Source organism: Kribbella sp. NBC_01505, assembly GCF_045040285.1.
In the GTDB taxonomy this organism is placed as follows: domain Bacteria; phylum Actinomycetota; class Actinomycetes; order Propionibacteriales; family Kribbellaceae; genus Kribbella.
Genome location: NZ_CP109425.1, coordinates 4543085 through 4560681 on the forward strand (window position 1 = coordinate 4543085; position 17597 = coordinate 4560681).

Here is a 17597-nt window from a genome sequence, read left to right on the forward strand (position 1 = left end):
ATGATCAGCCTGCACACCTCGCCGTTGGACCAGCCGGGTACCGGCGACGCCGGCGGCATGAACGTCTACGTCGTGGAGCTGTCCAAACAGCTCGCCGAGCTCGGGATCGAGGTCGACGTCTTCACCCGGGCGACCACCTCGGCGCTCCCGCCGCGGGTCGAGATGCTGCCCGGCGTGACCGTTCGCAACGTCGCCGCCGGTCCGTACGAGGGCCTGACCAAGAACGAGCTCCCGGCCCAGCTGTGCACGTTCGCGCGCGCCGTCCTGCGGGCCGAGGCGATCCACGAGCCCGGCTGGTACGACGTGATCCACTCGCACTACTGGTTGTCCGGGCAGGTCGGGCTGCTGGCGCGCGACCGGTGGGCGATCCCGCTCGTGCACACCATGCACACGATGGCGAAGGTCAAGAACGCCAGCCTGGCCGAGGGCGACGTACCGGAACCGCCTGCGCGCCTGATCGGCGAGGAGCAGGTGGTCGAGTCCGCCGACCGCCTGCTGGCGAACACCCCGGACGAGGCGCAGGAGCTGATCAGCCTGTACGGCGCGCAGCCGGCGAAGGTCGGTGTCGTCAACCCGGGCGTGGACCTGGAAGTGTTCGTGCCCGGCGACCAGGCCGCGGCTCGCCGAGCGGTCGGCGTACCGGAGGATGCGATCGTGCTGGCCTTCGTCGGGCGGATCCAGCCGTTGAAGGCGCCGGACCTGCTGATCCGGGCGGCCGCGCGGATGGTGGAGCGTGACCCGTCGCTGCGTTCGCGGTTGGTGGTGGCGATCATCGGAGGCCCCTCGGGGAACGGGATGGAGCACCCGGAGGCGCATGCCGAGCTGGCCCGGGCGCTCGGGGTCGACGACGTGACCCGGTTCGTGAAGCCGTTGGAGCGCAGCGGGCTGGCCGAGTGGTACCGAGCCGCTTCGGTGGTCTGCGTGCCGTCGTACTCGGAGTCCTTCGGGCTGGTCGCGCTGGAGGCGCAAGCCTGCGGTACGCCGGTCGTCGCAGCGGCCGTGGGCGGGCTGACGACCGCGGTGGCCAACGGGCAGACCGGGCTGCTGGTCGACGGGCACAGCGCCGACGACTTCGCCGACGCGCTGGCCCGGATCGCGACGGATCCGACCACCCGCGAGACCATGAGCCGGGCGGCGGTCAAACACGCGCAGGGATTCGGCTGGGAGCTGACCGCCCGCAAGACGCTGGCGGCGTACCGGACCGCCGCGGAGACGATGGCGGCTGAGGTGTTCTGAATGAGGGTGTCCGCGGCGGATGTGATCCGCCAGGTGCTGACCGAGAACGAGATCGAGTTCACCGAGGCGTCGCCAGGCGTCTTCAGCGCCGACCTGCCGGGGGAGCGCAAGCTCAAGACCACGGTCGCGCTGACGGTCGGCGCGCAGGCGGTCCAGGTGCACGCCTTCGTGGCCCGGCACCCCGACGAGAACCACGAGGCCGTCTACCGCTGGCTGCTCGAGAAGAACCTGAAGATGTACGGCGTCGCCTTCGCCGTCGACCACCTCGGCGACATCCACCTGGACGGCCGCGTCCCGCTGCACGCGATCACCCCGACCGAGGTCGACCGGCTGCTCGGCGCCGTGCTGGAGTACTCCGACACGTCGTTCAACACGATCCTCGAGCTCGGCTTCGCCACCTCGATCCGCAAGGAGTACGACTGGCGGATCTCCCGCGGCGAATCGACCCGGAACCTGGACGCGTTCAAGGGCTGGCTCGAACCTCAGTAAACTCGGGCCATGACCTATCGCCTGATCCTGCTCCGCCACGGCCACAGCGACTGGAACGCCAAGAACCTCTTCACCGGCTGGGTCGACGTCGACCTGAACGCGCAGGGTGTCGAGGAGGCGCAGCGGGGCGGTGAGCTGCTCCGCGAACGCGGCCTGCTCCCCGACGTCGTGCACACCTCGCTGCTGCGCCGGGCGATCCGCACCGCGAACATCGCCCTCGACGTGGCCGACCGCCACTGGATCGACGTCCGCCGCTCCTGGCGCCTCAACGAGCGCCACTACGGCGCCCTGCAGGGCAAGGACAAGAAGCAGACCCTCGAGGAGCTCGGCGAGGAGCAGTTCATGCTCTTCCGCCGCTCCTACGACACCCCGCCGCCGCCCATCGAGCGCGGCTCCGAGTACGACCAGGCCGGCGACCCCCGCTACGCGAACCTCCCGCCGGAGATCATGCCCGCGACCGAGTGCCTCAAGGACGTCGTCGCCCGGATGCTCCCCTACTGGTACGACGCCGTCGTCCCCGACCTCCGCGCCGACAAGACGGTCCTGATCGCGGCCCACGGCAACTCCCTGCGCGCCCTCGTCAAGCACCTCGACAACCTCGACGAGCCCACCGTCGTAGGCCTCAACATCCCCACCGGCCTCCCCCTCCTCTACGAGCTCGACGAAGACCTCAAGCCGCTCACCCCCGGCGGCGAGTACCTCGACCCCACCGCCGCCGCAGCCGCCATCGAAGCAGTCAAGAACCAAGGCCGCTGACCTCCTCGAGGTCGAGTGACCGGAGGGCTGGCCCGGCTAACGTCCGAACGTTCGCAGCACGTGGTCGGCGTGTCTTTCGGACGCTAGCCCGCGATGGGCGCGGTTGCGGTCGCTTTGTGGAGTCCTACTGCCACCCAGCGGCAGTAGGACTCCACAAAGATGCAACGAGGCGGCTGGTCGCGGTTAGTGCGTGTTCGCGGGGTGTTGGTGTGCCCCCGATTCGCGCCGCACCGGACAGGCCGGATACGTAGCCGGTGGCTGGTCGCCGCGGCGGCCGATTTACTGAAGCGCTAGGCGGGCGTGGTCTGTGGTTGAGGGGGATGGCGAGGCCGGTGACCACGGTTTCGGTTGCTTGAGCTTCCGGGCTTCGGTTGCGGTCCCGGAAAACGAGGGGATCTCCCCGCAAGTTGACCCTTCTCCCCTCAATATTTGGGCAGAGAAGGGTCAACTTGAACGGATATCCAGCCAAATTTCCGCAGCCGAGGCAGCCGAGGCAGCCGAGGCAGGCGACCCGAACCGCAGTGGCCAACCGCGGCGGCGGGTCAGCTATCAGGCCTCCTGATCGTCGGGAGCAACCACAGCCCGTCAGCCACAGGCGACGGGGAACCTCGGTCGCCGGCCTCGCCATCCGGCCCAGCCACAGACCAGCCCAGCCACCCGTCTCAGGAAATCCGGCCGCAGCGGCGACCAGCCACCGCGGACCCCACCGGCCGAATCCGAGCGGCGGGACGGGACGAGCACATCCGGGAAGGAGGGGTTCCTGTCCAGACAAAGCCCTCAGCCACCGCGGCCGAACACCCGTCGCGATCCCGCTCTCCCCAACCGGTTCGGAGAAGAGCAGCCGCCAAATCGCAACAGGCTCTGGGCGACAGTAGGACTCCGCAGCGGCGAACAACCAGGAGCAGACCTCACCGGCCGCATCCAAGCGCAACCCCCGCTGCACCGGCCGTCGGGGGTTGATCGGATTCGATCGGGTTTGTGTTGTGGGCGGGGGGCAGCGGCGCACGATGGCGGCTGGTGGGACGGCGTGACGGGTCGTTCCGAGGCCGATCGGAGGAGCTATGGGTAGGAAGCGGTTGCTGAGTACGGCGGTGGCGGTGGTTGTTGCTGGAGCGGGGAGTGTGTTGGCTGTGGGGGCGGCGCAGGCCGCGCCCATTTACGACTGCTACTACGAGACCAACACGGGGATCGATCTGTTCCGGTCGCCGACGTCGCAAACGGCCGACTACTTTGTCGGGGCGGGGAAGACGTTGGTGGACCTTGGGTGCAACGGTCTGCGGACCGGGCGCAGCTACACGGACTGCCGCAATGACAACCGGTGGGTGCCGGTGGATGCGGTGGTGGGACAGGCCGGGAAGCACGGCTTCGCCGCTTTCGGATGTGTCACCGGCCCGCGCAAGGTCCTGCGCACGGGGACCTGAGCCGGAACAGGCCAATGAAAAGGCGCCCTCGGCAATAGTTGCCTAGGGCGCCTTTCGTTGTACGGCGGGGTCAGTCGTTGCCGTTGGGGTTGGGGGTGGAGGCACCGGCGCCGGAGCCGGCGGCGGTGCCGCCTACGGCGACCGGGAGCTCGCCGGTGACGAGGTAGACGACGCGGCGGGCCATCGAGACGGCGTGGTCGGAGATGCGCTCGTAGTAGCGGCCGAGGAGGGCGATGTCGACTGCCACCTCGACGCCGTGCGGCCAGCTGTCGTCCATCATCAGGCGGAACTGGTTGGTGCGGAGCTTGTCCATCTCGTCGTCGGTGGCCTCGAGGGCGCTGGCGGCGTCGACGTCGCGGGTCTTGATCACGTCGCCGGCGGCGTCGACCATGTGGCCGGCCACGGTGCCCATCTCGGCGATGACGCTGTGCAGCTCGGTGGGGATGGCGGGGGACGGGTAGCGGAGCCGGGCGATCTTGGAGACGTGGGCGGCGAGGTCGCCCATCCGCTCGAGGTCGGCGACCATCCGGAGCGCGGCGACCAGCATCCGCAGCTCGTTGGCGACCGGGGCCTGCCGCGCCATCAGCTCGAAGACCTTCTCCTCGACACCCTCACCGGCGGCGTCGAGCTGGATGTCGGCGGCGATGACGTCCTCGGCCTGCCGGATGTCGGCCTCCAGGAGGGCGGCGGTGGACCGGCGGACGGCGGTCGACACCGTCCGGGTCATCCGCTCGAGCTCGGCGAGGATGTCGTCGAGCTGCTCGTGGTAACTGTCACGCATTGTGTTCGTTTCCGATCTTCTGAGTGCCCGTGGCCCGGTGCCGGACAGGCCAGTACCCGCCCAACCGTCACGGTATGCCGTCGAGGTTGCCGGTCGGCGATGAGTGGTGAACGCCTGATGAACAGTTGTGACGCGTCCCGGTCATCCGGTGCTCATTCGGTCTTTCCCTGCTGGTTGCCCGCGTAGCATCGGTGCTGTGGACCCCACGCTGGCTGCGGTGCTGGGCGGCGTCATCGGCGCAGCCCTGGCCCTCCTTTCGCTCGGCGCGATGATGCTTTCCGAACGGGCTCAGCGCAAGATCCCCGAGTCCCCCGACCCCGCCGTGCCGGGCGGTGTCGCCACCGTTCTGTCGGTACTGCGCTCGTCCGCGGTCGTGATGGGGCCTGAGGACCAGGTGCTCCAGGCGAGCGCCCCGGCCCACGTGCTCGGCATCGTCCGGGGCGAGCGGCTGGTGGTCGACGACATCCTGACCATGGTTCGCTCGGTCCGCCGCGACGGCGAGATTCGCCAGCAGGACCTGGAGATCGTCCGCGGCCGGCTCGGCGCCACGCAGTACGTGAGCGCGCGGGTGGCGCCGCTGGGCAGCCAGCTGGTGCTCGTGCTGGTCGAGGACCGGACCAGGGAGCGCCGGCTGGAGGCGATCCGGCGCGACTTTACCGTCAACGTGAGCCATGAGCTGAAGACCCCGGTCGGAGCGCTGATCCTGCTCGCCGACGCGGTCTCGGAAGCTTCCGACGACCCCGAGGCGGTGCAGCGGTTCTCGGACCGGATGCGGATCGAGGCCTCCCGGCTCAGCCGGCTGGTCAAGGAGATCATCGAGCTGTCCCGGCTGCAGGGCGACGACCCGCTCGAGCACCCGCACTCGGTCGACATCAACGCGGTGATCGACGCCGCGGTCGACCGCTGCCGGGTGGACGCCGAGGACCGCGACATCAAGATCGTGGTGAAGACCGAGCCGGAGCTGGAGGTGATGGGCAGCGAGGACCAGCTGTCCATTGCCATCGGCAACTTGGTGGAGAACGCGGTCAACTACAGCCCGGACGGTACCCGGGTCGCGGTCGCCGCGCACCCGATCGGCGACCTGGTCGAGGTGACCGTCAGCGACCAGGGGGTCGGGATCCCGACCAGCGACCTGGAGCGCATCTTCGAGCGCTTCTACCGGGTCGACCGGGCCCGCAGCCGGGAGACCGGCGGGACCGGGCTCGGGCTGTCCATCGTCAAGCACATCGCCTCCATCCACGGCGGTGACGTGCGAGTCTGGAGTGTCGAAGGCCAAGGCTCCACGTTCACCGTGAGACTCCCACTGCGGCTCGATTCCGCGGAGGGCCAGACCGGTTCGCCCAGCCAGGATGAGCCGGCCGTCACCCTGACGCCTACCCCGTCAGGGCAGATCACAAAGGAGACAGCTTCGTGACCCGAGTGCTGGTCGTCGAAGACGAAGAGAGCTACAGCGACGCGTTGTCGTACGTCCTGCGCAAGGAAGGCTTCGAGGTCGCCGTCGCGGAGACCGGGCCGGACGCGCTGGACGAGTACGACCGGGCCGGCGCCGACATCGTGCTGCTCGACCTGATGCTGCCGGGCCTGTCCGGTACCGAGGTGTGCCGGGCGCTGCGCAGCCGGGGCAACGTCCCGGTCATCATCGTCAGCGCCAAGGACACCGAGGTGGACAAGGTCGTCGGGCTCGAGCTGGGTGCGGACGACTACGTCACCAAGCCGTACAGCCCGCGCGAGCTGCTGGCCCGGATCCGCGCCGTGCTGCGTCGTGGTCAGGACGTCGAACTGCTTCCGGACACCCTTGAGGCAGGTCCGGTCCGGATGGATGTCGAGCGGCACGTCGTGACCGTCGGTGGCGCCGAGATCCGGCTGCCGCTGAAGGAGTTCGAGCTGCTCGAGATGCTGCTGCGCAACACCGGGCGGGTGCTCACCCGCGGGCAGTTGATCGACCGGATCTGGGGCGCCGACTACGTCGGTGACACCAAGACCCTCGACGTCCACGTGAAGCGGCTGCGCTCCAAACTCGAGAAGGACCCGTCGAACCCGCAGCACCTGGTCACGGTCCGCGGCCTGGGCTACAAATTCGATTCCTGACTCCGGTTGTGTCCCGCGTCATGGCCCCCTGACTGCCATCTCCCGGGAAGTTAGCTTAGGCTGTCCTTAGTTGAGGTTCCGACTGAGGAGAGTTCCCCTATGGTGTTGCCCCCCTTCCCGGCGATCAGGGCAGGTCGGGCGATCAGTGCGGCCGCCGGCGTACTGATCGCGACCAGCTCGCTCGTCGCGTGCGGTGCCGCCGACGACGCGCAGCCGCAGGGGAGTACGGCGAGCATCGGGTTCCCGGTGACGCTGAAGAACACCTTCGGCGAAACCGTCGTACCCGCGAAGCCGCAGCGGATCGTCACCCTCGGCTGGAACGCTCAGGACATCGTCCACGCCCTCGGCGAGACCCCGGTCGCGATGCCGAAGATCACCTACGGCCCGACTGCCGCCGGGATCAGCGCCTGGCAGGCCGACTGGTTCGACCCGGCCAAGACCCAGCTCCTCGACACCGGCGACAAGTACCCGTTCGAGAAGATCGCGGCCCTGAAGCCCGACGTGATCCTCGCGCCGTACGAGGGCTTCGACAAGGCGACGTACGAGACACTGTCCGGGATCGCGCCGACCGTCGCCTATCCGGGCCGCCCGTGGCAGACCACCTGGCAGGACCAGACGCTGCTCGTCGGTCAGGCCCTCGGTAAGAAGGCCGAGGCCGAGAAGCTGATCACCGGCCTGAGCGACAAGATCAAGAAGGTCGCCACCGATCACCCCGAGTTCAAGGGCAAGACCCTCGCGGTCGGCTCCTTCGGCCCGGAGAACTGGCTGTACATGCCCAGCGACCCCCGCGTGCAGATCCTGAACCAGATGGGCTTCGTGAACGCGCCCGGCGTTGACGCCCTGCAGAAGGCGAACAGCAAGAACGAGTTCGCCGTCAGCATCAGCAAGGAGAAGATCGCCGACGCCGATGCCGACGTACTGATCGCGTACGTCGACGGCCTCGGCCCGCAGAAGTTCACCGCGGACCCGATCTACTCGTCGCTGGGTGCCGTCAAACGCGGCAGCGCCTACGCCCTGGACGACCCGCAGGTCATCTCCGGCATGAGCTCGGTCAGCGTCGTCAGCATCCCCTGGGTGCTCGACAAGATGCTCCCCAGCCTCACCAAGGCCGCGCAAGCAGCCAACTGAAACGTCCGCCGGGACCTCGGCCACAGGCCCCGACGGCACGACGAACGGGCCGCCCCGCGCCGGGAGCGGCCCGTTCGGCCGTCTGGCTGAGTTCTAGTGCTCGCCCGCGGACGCGTCGTCGCGAGGGGTCGGGGCGTAGTGGTCCTCGGTGAGGACCGGGATGTCGGTGGTGATGGGGCCGGCGTTGCCGAAGGTGATGGTTACGTTGACCATCTGGCCGGGCTTGCCGCCCAGGGCCTCGCCGGGCTGCAGCTTCGGCAGCGGGGTGGGCGTGGCGCCGCAGGGGACGGGGGTGGCGGGTGCCGAGGCGGTAGGCGTCGCGGTGGACTTGCCGGGGGTCGCCGTGGCGGTGCCCGGGGTCGCGGTCGCGGCGGTGCTCGGAGCGGGTGTCGCGGTGGTCTCGATGGCCTGCGGGAGGCTGATCGAGGCGCCCGGCTTGAGCGTCAGCGCCTCGAAGCTGCTGAACAGCCACTTGGCGGGCTGCGGCTTGTCCGCGGCCGGGCACGGACCCTGCTCGATCGAGACCAGGGTGTCGGCGGTGGTGCCGTTGTTGACGACGACGCCGTGCAGCTCGCCCTTGCCGGCCTCGGAGGCCAGGACCAGGAGGTTGCGGACCACGATGCCGCCGGACGCGGCGTTGGTGCCCTCGGCCGCCTGGTAGGGCTGGGCGGTCTGGGCGTTGAAGCTCGCGCCACAGGCTGCCAGAGCGATACTGAGAGTGGCGGCGGCGCCCGCCAGCGCGGCGCGCCGGACGGACCGCGAGGACAACGTGATCGGCACTGGAATCCCTCTCCTGCAAGCTGTTTCGGGGCCTTTCGGCGGGGTCCGAGTCCTGGAATCGGTCATCGGCCTCCGGCGCAGCACAGCGTAGTGCCCGGCCGGCCCGAGCCCGACGCCGGGTGGGCTCTCGAAGGTGTCACCGGCAACGGTCTTCGCGCGTACGAGGCATGGCCGAAAGCGTTTGTCAAGGCGGGAAGTGGCCTCTGACCAGCACAAACGCCCGAACCGGACCAGCCGGCGCGTGGTAGGATAGGACTCGGAAAGGGGCACGTGACATATGACTTTCACAGTCGGCGAGACGGTTGTTTACCCCAACCATGGTGCGGCCGTCATCGAGGACATCGAGACCCGTCAGATCAAAGGTGAGGACAAGACCTATCTGGTCTTGAGGATCGTCGCTCAGAACGACCTGGTCGTCCGGGTCCCCGCGTGCAACCTCGATCTTGTCGGCGTGCGTGACGTCGTGGATCAGGCCGGTCTGGAGCGCGTCTTCGACGTGCTGCGGGCTCCGCACACGGAGGAGCCGACCAACTGGTCGCGACGTTACAAGGCGAACCTGGAGAAGTTGCACTCCGGTGACGTGATGAAGGTGGCCGAGGTCGTCCGCGACCTGTGGCGCCGTGAGCGGGACCGTGGTCTGTCCGCCGGCGAGAAGCGGATGCTGGCGAAGGCTCGCCAGATCCTCGTCTCGGAGCTGGCGCTGGCCGAGCACACCAACGAGGACAAGGCGGAGGCCATCCTCGACGAGGTCCTCGCGTCCTGATTGTCAGGTCGAGTCTGATCCCGTGACCCTGCTGTCTTGTCCCGCCGCCGTATGAGTACGGCGGCGATCATTCCGGCGGCAGGTCTCGGGTTGAGGCTCGGTGGTGAGACCCCGAAGGCGTTTCGAGAGGTCGGTGGCGACGCGCTGCTGGTCCACGCGGTCCGTGGACTGAAGGCAGCGTGTGCCGCCGACCTCGTCTGTTTGGTGGTCGCGGTCCCGCCCGGGACCGAGGAGACCGTCAGGAAAGAGCTCCTGCCGTACGTCGGGGAGACCCGCCTGCTCGTGGTCGCGGGTGGCGCGGAGCGGTCGGACTCGGTCCGGACGGCGCTCGAGCTGGTCCCGACCGACGGGATCGACTGCGTTCTGGTGCACGACGCGGCCCGGGCGTTCGTCCCGGTGGACGCGATCGAGCGGGTGGTCGCGGCTGTGCGAGCAGGTGCGCAAGCCGTCGTACCGGCCGTTGCGGTGACCGACACGATCAAGCAGGTCGGACCGTCCGGCGAGGTGGTTGCCACCCCGGACAGGTCGACCCTGGTCGCGGTCCAGACTCCCCAGGGCTTCGCGCCTGACGTACTGCGGCGGGCGCATGCGGCCGGTGTGGTCGGGGCGACCGATGATGCGATGCTGTGCGAGGCGCTCGGTGTGACTGTGCAGACGGTCGAAGGGTCGCCGGACGCGTTCAAGGTGACGCGCCCCCAGGACTTGCTGCTGGCAGAGGCACTGCTGGCGGAGAGGCGATTGGTTTGATCGAGGGCAGGATTCCCCGGGTCGGCAACGGCATCGACATTCACCCGTTCGAGGAAGGCCGCCCGATGTGGCTGGCCGGCCTGCACTGGCCGCGGGAGACCGTCGGCGCCGCAGGTCATTCGGACGGCGACGCGGCGGCCCACGCGATCTGTACGGCGTTGCTGAGCGCGGCCCGCCTGGGCGACCTCGGCACGAACTTCGGGACCGATGAGCCGGAGCTGGCCGGGGCGGCCGGCGTGACGCTGGTGGCCGAGTCGGCCAAGCGGGTGCGGAACGCCGGGTACGAGATCGGCAACGTGACCGTCCAGGTCGTCTGCAACCGCCCACGGTTCCTGCTGCGCAGGCAGGAAGCCGAAGAAGTGCTCAGCGCGGCCTGCGGCGCCGACGTCTCGGTAGCCGCCGCTACCAGCGACGGCCTGGGCTTCACCGGCCGCGGCGAAGGCATCGTCGCGATGGCGACAGCCCTCATCTACTAACCGGACCGGTTGCCGACGGCCCCGGTTCACTGGGACGGAAACGCCCGGCGATCCATCACGTCCAGTACATCTTTGTCGATTTTCTATACCCTGTGGTTATGGACCTGCGATTGCTGCGGGCGTTTGTCACGGTCGCCAGGGTGCGGGCCTTCGGGGCCGCGGCTGAGGAGCTGGCGACGAGTCAGCCTGCGCTCACCAAGCAGATCCAGGTGCTGGAGCGTCGCCTCGGTTCGGTCCTGTTCGTGCGAGGTCGGCATGGTGCCCGGCTGACTCCCGAAGGTGAGCTGCTGCTTCCTGACGCTCTGCAACTGCTTGAGCGGTCCGAGGCGTTCGAACGACGAGCCGCTCAGGTGGCCGCGGGGGTCGAGGGATCGCTGGCGATCGGCTTCGGCCTGTCCGGGATCGAGCTGGCACCGCGGGCGGTCGCACTCTTCCGCAGCCGCTGGCCGCAGGTCTCGGTGTCGCTGGAGGACATGTCCTCGACCGCGCAGTACGAGCGGCTCCAAGCCGGCGGACTGCAGATCGGATTCGTCCGGCTGCCGGTCCCAGCTGGTCTTGAGCACCTGCGGCTCCGCAAGGACCGCCTGGCCCTCGCACTGCCGATCGATCAGGCGGTGCCCCGCGACCTTGCCCGCTGGCTGGACGGCCGCCCGCTGGTCCGGCTGACACCGAGCAGTGGGCCCGGCCTGACCGACCAGATCAACGGCCTGTACGCCGAACTCGGTTGCCGCCCGCAAGTACTCCAGGAGGCGGGAGACCTGCAGACCATGCTGGCGCTCACCGCATCCGGCGCCGGCCCATCCGTCGTACCGCTGTCTGCCGAACGCCTCGCACCGGGCGAGGTCCGTCTGGTGCCACTCCCCGGCCGCACCGCCACCTGGTGGATCGGCGCGGCCTGGTCCACCCGCACCCCACTCACCGAACGCTTCCTCAAGGCCGCTGCCGAGGTAGCCCGCGCGTCCTAGGGGCCCGATGAGTAGCGCGGGCTGACGACGTGGTCGACCTGCCCGTGTCGCCGACGACGCTGTACGGCGGCCGCCGCGACGATGCCCGCGGCACCGAGCAGGCACGCGATCCCGGCGACCAGGTCGACGGTGACGTGTTCCTGGCCGACGAACTGAGGCTTCAGCACCCCGTGCGGGTCAACGATGACCTGCACCTTGCCACCGGGAAATTCCCGGAGCTTCTCGGTGGTGAAGTCATAGCTGCGGCCGTCCGGACAGTCTGCGGTGAAGTCCGAGACATGGCGCCCGCGGTAGTCGTGCACCGAGCAGGTGATCGTCGTACCGACCGCGGCCAGGCCGACCGGCGTCGGTGTCATGAAGAGCGGGACCGCTGCCAGCCCACTCGCCAACGCGCCGAGTAGCCCGAAGTAGCCGCCGCCGAGGATCGCGATGCCGAGTGTGAAGAACACCGTCCCGAGCACCATGACGAGCACCGCGGGCAGGACGGCGTGCGGCGGCAACGTGAAAAGCAGGCCGGCGACGACGAACAGTACGGCGCCGAGCCCGACGTACCGCCACATCGGGCCCTGGGGTGATCCCCGCCGGCGCAGCGGCTTGCCCGCCACGATCGTGATCACCAGGATCGCGGCCACTCCGAGGAAGAACTCGAGCGGGAGGTATCTCACGTACGGCGTTTCCTCGCGGAGCGGGGTAGCAGCGGCAGCTCGTACGAGCCCAGCCAGGTGGCGAACAGCTCTCGGAGCGCGTCCTGGTCGGTGGAGAACTGAGTGGCCTGGGCAACGAAGTCGGCGGTGGTGACCGAGCCGTGGCGGTAGGTCTTGGTCCAGCTGCGCAACATGTCGAAGAAGGCGTCGTCGCCGAGGTGCAGGCGGACCGCGTGCAGGGTGATCGCACCGCGCTTGTAGAGGCGGTCGTCGAACATCAGCTCTGGGCCCGGGTCCGACAGCAGTAGGTCCTGGGGCAGTCCGCGCAGTCGCGTGTAGGCCTTCGACACCTGCTGGTCAGCGCTCAGACCGCCGGACTCCTCCGACCACAGCCACTCGGCGTAGCAGGCGAAGCCCTCGTTGAGCCAGATGTCCTTCCAGGTCGACGGAGTGACGCTGTTGCCGAACCACTGGTGTGCCAGCTCGTGCGCGACCAGCCGCTCCGACGTCCGCTTCCCGTCGACGTGGTTGCTGCCGAAGACCGAGATGCCCTGTGCCTCCAGGGGAATCTCCAGGTCGTCGTCCGTCACCACGACCGTGTAGTTGCCGAACGGGTAGGACCCGAACAGCTTGCAGAACAGCTTGATCATGTCCTGCTGCCGACCGAAGTCGTGCTTGAAATCGCGCAGCTCACCCGGCGGCACCAGCGCCCGCGTGGTGACCGGAGTCGAGGCCAGGTCGAGTACGTCGTACCGGCCGATCTGCACGGTTGCCAGGTACGTCGCCATCGGCGCGGCCTGGTCGTAGACCCAGGTCGTGCGACTGGCCTTGACCCGGCGCGAGACCAGTCGCCCGTTCGCGAGGGCGTGGTACGGCGAGTCCGTGGTGATCGTGATCCGGTAGTGCGCCTTGTCGCCCGGATGGTCGTTGCAGGGGAACCAGGTGGCCGCGCCGCTGGGCTGGCTGGCCACGATGACACCCTCGGTGAGCTCGTCCCAGCCGAGGCCGCCCCACGGGCTGTCCTCCGGCTTCGGGTTCCCGGCGTACTGGATGTCGACGATGAACTCGGCGCCGTCCATCAGAGTGCTCGCCGGGGTGATGTGCAGCTTGCCGGAGCGCTGCGTGTACCGGGAGACGCGGCGGCCGTTGACCGTCACCTTGGAGGCGCGCAGACCGGACAGGTCGAGTGCGAAGCGGGTCAGCGCCTGCTCGGCGACCGCAGTGATGCTGGCCTTGCCGGACAGGCGGTTGCTGTTGACGCGGTAGTCCAGGTCGAGCTCGTACGACTCGACGTGGTACCCGCCGTTGCCGTGGTGCGGCGTGTAGGGGTCACCGGCGGACGAGTCTCCTGGCTGTCCGTGGCTACGGAGAACCATCAGCCCTGCCAGGGAGCGATCGGGTTACCGGCCCAACGGGTTCCGTCGGGCACACCTTCACCGCGCATCACGAGAGACACCGGGCCGATAGTAGCCCCCGCACCTACTGACGCCGCAGGCAGGACGATGCCGTGCGGTCCGAGCGTTGCTCCCGGCCCGAAGGTGACTGTGCTCATGGAGAGCACTCGATCATGAAACAGGTGCGTCTGCAGCACGCAGCCGCGATTCACCGTTGCCCCGTCGCCCAAAGTGATCAGATCGGCCTCGGGGAACCAGTACGTCTCGCACCAGACCCCCTTGCCGATCTTGGCTCCGAGCGACCGCAGCCAGAGCGCGAGCACCGGCGTACCGGCGGCGGCGTTCGCGAACCAGGGCGCGGCGACCAGCTCGACGAAGCTGTCGACGACCTCGTTGCGCCAGACGAACGAGCTCCACAGCGGGTACTCGACCGCGCGGGTGCGGCCGACGATGACCCACTTGGCCACGGTCGCCATCCCGCCGGCGACCGCGCCCGCTGCGAGGATCACCGCGCCGGAGAGCAGCAGCGCCGCCCACGGACCGAGCCAGATGTCGAGCGCCTGCAGCGCGAACAGCACGCCGAGCGCGATCAGCACCGTGCACATCATCGGGACGAACCGGCACAGCTCGACCAGCGCCCGGGCGACCTTGAGCTTGAACGGCGGGTGGAACGTGCGGCTCTGGTCGCCGTCGAGGGCCTGCCGGCGCAGCTTCACCGGCGGCGAGCCCAGCCACGACGTACCGGCCTTGGACTTCTTCGGAGCGGCGGACAGTACGGCGACCAGGCCGTTCTTCGGCACGTTGCGGCCGGGCGCGGCCATCCCGGAGTTGCCGAGGAAGGCGCGCTTGCCGACCTTCGCGCCGGCCACGTGCAGCCAACCGCCGCCGAGCTCGTACGACGCGATCATGGTGTCGTCGGCCAGGAACGCACCCTCGCCGACGGTGGTCATCTTCGGCAGCAGCAGGACTGTCGAGGCCTCGACGTCCTTGCCGATCTTGGCGCCCAGTGCGCGCAGCCACCACGGTGTCGCCAGGCTCGCGTACAGCGGGAACAGCAGCGTCCGCGCGGTGTCCAGCAGCCGTTCGGTCGCCCAGACCTGCCAGCCGACCCGGCTTCGGACCGGGTAGTGGCCGGGCTTGAGGCCGATCCCGAGCAGGCGAACACCGATCAACGTCAGTACGGCGAGGGTGACGAAACCGACCAGTGTCATGAGTGGAACCGCGCCCAGCGCCCGCAGTGCCGCCTCACCGAGTGTCTCGGTGCCGTGGAGGGCGCGGCCCAGCACGACCAGCGCAGCCGCGGCAGCAGCTACCGGAAGCAGGGACATCACCGCGGACTGGGCGCCGTACGCCGCCACCCACCACGGGGCGCGGGCTGGACGCTCGTCGGGCCACGGGTGTCGAGCGCGTCCGACGCGGCTGGCCGGGGAGCCGGACCAGCGCTCGTTTGCTGGGACCTTGCCGGACACTGCCGAGCCGGCTGCGATCTCGGCGCTCCGGCCGATCTCTGCGCCCGGGAGCAGCATGGAGCGTGAGCCGATGACCGCATCCGGTCCCACAGTGATCGCGCCGACGATCAGCTGGTCGCCGTCGATCCAGTAGCCGGACAGGTCGACCTCAGGCTCGATGCAGGCGCCACGGCCCATCGTCAGCATGCCGGTGACCGGGGGAAGCGTGTGCAGGTCGACGCCGCGGCCGATCTTGGCGCCGAGCGCTCTGGCGTAGTACGCGATCCAGGGCGCACCGGCCAGGTTGGCCGCACCTGCGGCGTCCGCGAGGTTCTCGGCTGCCCAGAGCCGGACGTGCACGTTGCCGCCGCGTGGATAGGTGCCGGGCCGCAGACCACGCAGCAGGAGCCGCGCACCGACCACAGCGATCCCCATCCGCCCAGCGGGGGTGATCAGCAGCAGCCAGCCGGCCAGGATCCACCACCACGACACCGTGCGGATCCATGGCAGCGGTCCGGCGAACTGGTCGAGCAGGTTGTTCAGGGTGAACAGATAGACCAGCCAGCGCACGCCGACCACGGTCTGCAACACGAGCGTGAGTGCAGTCTGCAGGAGCTGCGTACTGGGTGGGGTTGGCCGGATGTCGCGCAGCTCAACCGGCTCGGCCAGCACCTGAGTGGAGTCGTCGAGTCGATCGGCCAGTGCGCCGAGCCGGGGGTACTCGTAGATGTCTGCGACCGTCACCTCGGGGTAGCGCTCGCGCAGCGCGGACACCAGCTGCGCAGCGGCCAGACTGCCACCACCGTGCATGAAGAAGTCGTTGTCGGTCCCAGTGACCTTGGCACCGAGCACCTTGGTCCACCGCTCGGCCAGCCAGCCCGCCGTACCGTCCAGGTCGGCCGCAGGGCCGTCAGAGTCCATACCGGGCAGCGGCCAGGGCAGTGCGTTGCGGTCGACCTTGCCGGACGTCCGAGTCGGCAGAGTGTCCACGATCGCCAGCAGTGGCACGAGTGCTGCGGGCAGAGCCTCACGCAGTCGCTCAGTCGCACCGGACTGGTCGAACGCCTCCGGATCGTCCGGTACGACGTACCCGACGAGAAGCTGGTTACCGGCCGCACTGGCCCGTACGGCGGCTGCCGCGCCCGTGACGCCGGGGAGTGCCTGCAGAGCCGCGTCGACCTCGCCCAGCTCGATCCGACGGCCACCGAGCTTGATCTGCTCGTCGGCCCGGCCCTGGAAGAGCAGACCGGCCGCCTCGTTCTTCACCAGGTCGCCGCTGCGATACGCGCGCTCCCAGCCCAGTGTCGGCATCGCGGCGAACTTTTCCGCGTCCTTGACCGGGTCGAGGTAGCGGGCCAGGCCGACGCCGCCGATGATCAGCTCGCCGATCCCGCCCTCGGGAACTTCGTTGCCCTCAGCATCTACTACTGCGAGGTCCCAGCCGTCCAGCGGCAGACCGATCCGCACCGGGCCTTCGCCGGTCAGCGGCGCGCCGCACGCGACCACGGTCGCTTCGGTCGGGCCGTACGTGTTCCAGACCTCGCGGCCGTCGACGGCGAGCCGCTCGGCCAGCTCGGGCGGGCAGGCCTCGCCACCGAAGATCAGCAGCCGCACCTGGTCGAGTGCGTCGGCCGGCCAGAGCGCGGCCAGCGTCGGGACGGTCGAGACGATTGTGATGCCCTGGGCGACCAGCCACGGGCCGAGGTCCATGCCACTACGCACCAGCGAGCGCGGTGCCGGCACCAGGCAGGCGCCATGGCCCCAGGCCAGCCACATCTCTTCACAGGACGCGTCGAACGCGACCGACAGCCCGGCGAGCACGCGATCGTCCGGGTCGATCGGCTCCTGCTGGAGGAACATCCGGGCCTCGGCATCCACGAACGCGGCCGCCGACCGATGCGACACCGCGACACCCTTCGGTACGCCGGTCGAGCCCGAGGTGAAGATGATCCAGGCATCGTCGGTCGGCTCGGGGCCGCCGCCGGTACGCCGTGGCGGCGCGGCCTCGGTGGAGTCCATCCGAGCCGAGTACGGGTAGTCGTAGTAGCCGTCGGCGTTGTCGTTCTCAGCGGGCGGAGCCGGGTGCTCACGGAGCACGGTGAGCTCGAGCTCGTCGGCGACCGTCGCGGCGACCGCGGCCTCACCGAAGACCAGTTCCGCGCGCTCCTCGGGGTCGTCCGCGTCGACCGGCACGTACGCGGCACCGGCGTACAGGGTGCCGAGGATGGCGACGTACAGGTCGTTGTGGCCCGACGAGATCCGGACGCCGACGCGGTCGCCGGGACCGACGCCGGCCGCGGTCAGGCGGGCGGCGAACTTCTCCACCTGGGCCATCAGCTCGCGATAGCTCAGGCTGACACTGCCGTCGTCCAGCGCGGGTTCGTCGGCGTACTTGGTGGCTGTCTCGGACAGCACGTCCACCAATGTCCGCGCCGACGGCGCCAGGTCCCCGCGTCGCAACGTCACGGGCGAATGTTACGC

16 protein-coding genes are annotated in these 17597 nt (G+C 69.3%); 11 read left to right on the forward strand and 5 right to left on the reverse strand.

From position 1 onward, the window contains the following. From mshA to OG474_RS21550, 4 genes are all read left to right on the forward strand, one after another. Entirely contained in the window at positions 1-1236 is a 1236-nt protein-coding gene (gene mshA, locus OG474_RS21535; RefSeq protein WP_405064604.1) for a D-inositol-3-phosphate glycosyltransferase, read from the forward strand. Beyond that, positions 1237-1725, forward strand: a complete 489-nt coding sequence (locus tag OG474_RS21540) for a YbjN domain-containing protein (protein WP_405064145.1) — start codon at positions 1237-1239, stop codon at positions 1723-1725. A 9-nt stretch (positions 1726-1734) separates the two neighbouring features. Beyond that, positions 1735-2481 (forward strand): phosphoglyceromutase, encoded by a 747-nt coding sequence (locus OG474_RS21545; protein ID WP_405064146.1) that lies wholly within the window; start codon positions 1735-1737, stop codon positions 2479-2481. Between the two features lie 1061 nt (positions 2482-3542). Further along, on the forward strand, positions 3543-3902 hold the full coding sequence (locus tag OG474_RS21550; protein ID WP_405064147.1) for a hypothetical protein: 360 nt from the start codon (positions 3543-3545) through the stop codon (positions 3900-3902). A gap of 70 nt (positions 3903-3972) precedes the next feature. Here OG474_RS21550 and phoU read toward each other — a convergent pair whose 3' ends face one another. Next, entirely contained in the window at positions 3973-4683 is a 711-nt protein-coding gene (gene phoU / locus OG474_RS21555; protein ID WP_405064148.1) for a phosphate signaling complex protein PhoU, read from the reverse strand. A 196-nt stretch (positions 4684-4879) separates the two neighbouring features. On the opposite strand from phoU, the gene OG474_RS21560 reads away from it, so the two are divergent. The 3 genes from OG474_RS21560 to OG474_RS21570 all read left to right on the forward strand — a co-directional run bounded on the left by OG474_RS21560 (position 4880) and on the right by OG474_RS21570 (position 7899). Beyond that, positions 4880-6097 (forward strand): sensor histidine kinase, encoded by a 1218-nt coding sequence (locus OG474_RS21560; RefSeq protein WP_405064149.1) that lies wholly within the window; start codon positions 4880-4882, stop codon positions 6095-6097. Next, a complete protein-coding gene (locus OG474_RS21565; protein ID WP_391542241.1) occupies positions 6094-6771 on the forward strand; it encodes a winged helix-turn-helix domain-containing protein in 678 nt (225 codons plus the stop codon). The genes OG474_RS21560 and OG474_RS21565 overlap by 4 nt, the downstream gene beginning before the upstream one ends. Positions 6772-6870: 99 nt before the next feature. After that, positions 6871-7899 carry an iron-siderophore ABC transporter substrate-binding protein gene (locus OG474_RS21570; protein WP_405064150.1) on the forward strand — a complete coding sequence of 343 codons (1029 nt, stop codon included), beginning with the start codon at positions 6871-6873 and terminating at the stop codon, positions 7897-7899. A 93-nt stretch (positions 7900-7992) separates the two neighbouring features. Here the strand turns inward: OG474_RS21570 and OG474_RS21575 are convergent, their stop codons facing one another. Beyond that, positions 7993-8679, reverse strand: a complete 687-nt coding sequence (locus OG474_RS21575; RefSeq protein ID WP_405064151.1) for a hypothetical protein — start codon at positions 8677-8679, stop codon at positions 7993-7995. A 277-nt stretch (positions 8680-8956) separates the two neighbouring features. Between OG474_RS21575 and OG474_RS21580 the strand changes: the two genes are divergently transcribed. The 4 genes from OG474_RS21580 (at position 8957) to OG474_RS21595 (ending at position 11630) form a co-directional block, all read left to right on the forward strand. After that, positions 8957-9442, forward strand: coding sequence for a CarD family transcriptional regulator (locus tag OG474_RS21580; protein WP_012918679.1), 486 nt, complete (start codon positions 8957-8959; stop codon positions 9440-9442). Between the two features lie 36 nt (positions 9443-9478). Beyond that, complete coding sequence (gene ispD, locus OG474_RS21585; protein WP_405064152.1) at positions 9479-10189, forward strand: 2-C-methyl-D-erythritol 4-phosphate cytidylyltransferase; 711 nt, start codon at positions 9479-9481, stop codon at positions 10187-10189. Further along, the gene (ispF, locus tag OG474_RS21590) at positions 10186-10665 is read left to right on the forward strand and encodes a 2-C-methyl-D-erythritol 2,4-cyclodiphosphate synthase (protein WP_405064153.1); all 480 of its coding nucleotides are present in this window, start codon (positions 10186-10188) and stop codon (positions 10663-10665) included. The genes ispD and ispF overlap by 4 nt, the downstream gene beginning before the upstream one ends. Positions 10666-10763: 98 nt before the next feature. Next, complete coding sequence (locus OG474_RS21595) at positions 10764-11630, forward strand: LysR family transcriptional regulator (protein WP_405064154.1); 867 nt, start codon at positions 10764-10766, stop codon at positions 11628-11630. Here OG474_RS21595 and OG474_RS21600 read toward each other — a convergent pair. The 3 genes from OG474_RS21600 to OG474_RS21610 are packed head-to-tail and all read right to left on the reverse strand — an operon-like array spanning position 11627 to position 17582. Beyond that, entirely contained in the window at positions 11627-12295 is a 669-nt protein-coding gene (locus tag OG474_RS21600; RefSeq protein WP_405064155.1) for a hypothetical protein, read from the reverse strand. The two genes, OG474_RS21595 and OG474_RS21600, sit on opposite strands and share 4 nt — an antisense overlap. Continuing rightward, the gene (locus OG474_RS21605; protein ID WP_405064156.1) at positions 12292-13650 is read right to left on the reverse strand and encodes a M1 family metallopeptidase; all 1359 of its coding nucleotides are present in this window, start codon (positions 13648-13650) and stop codon (positions 12292-12294) included. Before OG474_RS21605 ends, OG474_RS21600 begins: the two co-directional genes overlap by 4 nt. Then, on the reverse strand, positions 13650-17582 hold the full coding sequence (locus OG474_RS21610; RefSeq protein WP_405064157.1) for a Pls/PosA family non-ribosomal peptide synthetase: 3933 nt from the start codon (positions 17580-17582) through the stop codon (positions 13650-13652). The genes OG474_RS21605 and OG474_RS21610 overlap by 1 nt, the downstream gene beginning before the upstream one ends. Positions 17583-17597 lie beyond the last annotated feature (15 nt).